Annotated in this window: 1 protein-coding gene and 1 pseudogene; both read right to left on the reverse strand. The window is 72.5% G+C overall.

Annotation, left to right across the window (positions count from 1 at the left end; translation table 11 throughout):
• Positions 1–40: 40 nt before the first annotated feature.
• Complete coding sequence (locus ETD85_RS61215) at positions 41–2,284, reverse strand: SulP family inorganic anion transporter (RefSeq protein WP_138698926.1); 2,244 nt, start codon at positions 2,282–2,284, stop codon at positions 41–43.
• An 81-nt stretch (positions 2,285–2,365) separates the two neighbouring features.
• Positions 2,366–3,103: pseudogene (locus ETD85_RS61220) on the reverse strand (hypothetical protein); the annotation flags it as partial.

A 3,103-nucleotide genomic window follows, 5' to 3' on the forward strand; every position in this document is an offset into this window, starting at 1 on the left:
CAGGAACCCCGACCCACCCATCACCAATAGTTTCATGGGTTCATTCTTCGCCCGCGGCTACCCTGCGATCGGACGGCTTCACGCAGAGCGTAGGGCGGATCGGCGGCACCATGTGCACCCTGGCGGAGCCGATGTCGAAATAGAGCCCGACGAGCTCCAGCTTGCCCGCCCTGACCTGCTCGTCCACCTTCCGGTAGGTGCGCAGGTTCTCCAGCTGCTGCTGCACGTTGACCCGGCACAGCACGTCCAGGGCCCCGCTGTGCAGCCGATCGCCCTCGGTCTCGATGAACGTGGCCAGGCTGTGGTCCCCGTGCCGCAGCCACCGGCGCAGCCCCGGCAGGCTGCCCGCCTGGACCCCGCCGCTCAGCACGCCCGCCATCGCGCCGCAGCCCGAATGGCCGCACACCGTGATCGTGTGCACCCCCAGCACCTGCGTGGCGTACTCGATCGCCGCCACCACGGAGTCGTCGTGCGGCTCCGAGCCCCTGCGCGGCACCAGGTTCCCGATGTTGCGCACCGTGAACAGGTCGCCGGGGCCGCTCGCCGTGATCAGGCTCGGCACGATCCTGGAGTCCGCGCACGTGATGAACAGGTGTGTCGGCTGCTGCTTGCGGGCCAGCTCGGTGAAGATGGGCCGCATCAGCGGAGCCGTACGCCGGTGGAACTCGCGCGCCCCCACCGTGAGCTGGCACTCCGGCTGGGCCGGTGCGCCGACCGGCGGAACGGCCGGGCCCTCCGGCCGCCGTCGCCGCTGCGCCCACGGCAGCCACCAGCGATCCGGCGCCTTGGGCGGCGACTTGACCGGGAACATGCGCGCCCCGCTGGCCGCCAGCGCGTACCACTCGTCGTGCAGCTCGTCGATGTCGACCGCGCCGCCCATCCGCTCGTGGTCCAGCCGCCAGGAGTGGATGGCCTCGAAGGCGGCGTTGTCCATGAAGTCGATGTTCAGGTCGAGGTCCACGGGAGTGCCCGCCGGGATCGTACGCAGCTCGTGGGTGAGCCTGGGCACGCCGAGGAACGTCAGCGAGCCGGAGATCGTCACGTGCAGCCGTTCGCTCCTGTCCTCGCGCTTCAGCACCGTCACCCAGGTCAGGCGGCGCAGCGCCAGCAGCGCGGCCAGCGCCAGGCCGGCCAGCACCCCCTCGGCCAGGCCCAGCAGGATCACGGCGGCCATCGTCACCACGTAGACGGGCACCTCGCCGTGGCCGTGCACCTTCCTGACGTGGCCGAGGTTCACCATCTGCACGCCGATGAACACCAGCAGCGCCGCCAGCGCCTCCAGCGGGATCCACTGGATCGACCAGCCGAATCCGAGCGCGAACACCAGCACCCACACGCCGTGCAGGATCGCCGACCAGCGGCTGCGCGCGCCCGCCTGCACGTTCGCGGTGCTCCGCACGATCACGCCGGCCACCGGCAGGCCGCCGAGCGCGCCGGTGACCATGTTGGCCACGCCCTGGCCGGTCAGCTCCTGGTCGAGGTCGGCGCGGCGGCCGCCGTGCATCCCGTCCACGGCCACGGAGCACAGCAGCGACTCGCACCCGGCCAGCAGCGCGACCAGGAGCACCGAGGCCACGATCAGGTGCCAGTCGCCGTTGGGGAGCACGGGGAAGGCCCACTCGGTGACGCTGTCGGACAGGTCCACGCGCGTGACGTCCCAGCCGAACGCCCACGCCGTCGCCGCCGCCGCGAGCAGGGCGGCCAGCGGGGCGGGAACCGTCCTGATCTGCCTGGGCAGGCGCGTCCACAGCGCCAGCACGGTAATCGTGAGCAGGCCGACCGCGACCTTGTGGCCGTGCAGATCGGCGATCTGGCCGGGCAGCTCGATCAGGTTGGCCACGGCCGAACGCTGGGAGCTGCCGCCGAGCACGACGTGGAGCTGGGAGAGCGCGATGATCACACCGACGGCCGCCAGCATGCCGTGGACGACGGCCGGCGACACCGCCAGCGCCGCCCTGGCCGCCTTGAACACCCCCAGCACGAGCTGGACCGCGCCAGCCAGCAGGGTGATCATGCAGGTGGCCCGCCAGCCGTACGTCTGCACGAGATCCGCCACCACCAGCGACAAACCCGCGGCGGGTCCGCTGACCTGAACGGCCGAGCCGCCCAGCGCGCCGACCACGATCCCGCCCACCACGGCGGCGATCAGCCCGGCGGCCAGCGGCGCTCCGGAGGCCATCGCGATGCCCAGGGAGAGGGGCACCGCGACCAGGAAAACCACGAGCGAGGCTGGCACATCATGCCGGAGGGTGCTCAGCCAGCTACTCTGCGTGTCGCGGAACATGGAGCAAACCCTATTGCTCCGTCGACCCCGCTTTAAGGGCGCGTCGCGTGGGTTTTACGGATTAATGAGCGCCTGGGATGATCACCGGTAGTAGTCGTGCGGGTAGTCCTGCTCGGGCGCGGGCCGGTGAGCGCCGCCGTTGGCGGTCGCCGACGGCTGGGACTGGCTGCCGTACGTCGGCCACGCGGGAGTGCCCGAGGGCGGCTCCGGCCAGGCGGCCGGCGCCGGAGTGGCGGGGTTGGTGTAGTCGCCCGTCTCGTACGCGAAGGAGGACTGCGGCGTCGGGGCCGACAGCACGTCGTCGTAGGACGAGACCGCCCTGCCCGGCACCGTCGGGGTGCCGGTGGCGGGGGAGGGGCCGGTGAGCGGGTCGGAGTCGTCGGCCACGGCCCAGCCCGAGCGCACCTCGTAGGAAGCGGGATAGGAGGGAGCGCGCCCGGCGGGCTGCTCGAACGCCGGCCAGGAGCTCGCGGCGCCGTAGACGGCGGTGGAGGGCGCGGGGTCGTCGAGGATGTCGGGCGAGACGGGCCAGGAGCCCGACGTGGCCGACGCGGGCGGGTTGGTCCAGCTGGTCTCGAGCGGGTCGGCCGCGCCGGTGTAGGCGGGGAACGGGTCGCTCGTGGGCGCGCCGTGGATCGGCGCGGAGGGCACGGCGGGGAAGGAGCCGCTGGAGGCGGCGCTCGCCGGGTAGGAGCCGTTGCCGTTGGAGACGGGGGAGGCGGGGAACGAGCCGCTGCTGGTCGCCGCCGGGAACGTGGCGTTGGAGGAGACCCCGTTGGAGGCCATCCCGTTCGACGAGACGGCGGCGGGGCGCGTGGC

Source organism: Nonomuraea zeae (genome assembly GCF_005889725.1).
Classification (GTDB): domain Bacteria; phylum Actinomycetota; class Actinomycetes; order Streptosporangiales; family Streptosporangiaceae; genus Nonomuraea; species Nonomuraea zeae.

Excerpts from the sequence above, each read along its gene's own strand:
- ETD85_RS61215 (WP_138698926.1), bottom strand. The coding sequence starts at position 2,284 with ATGTTCCGCGACACGCAGAGTAGCTGGCTGAGCACCCTCCGGCATGAT.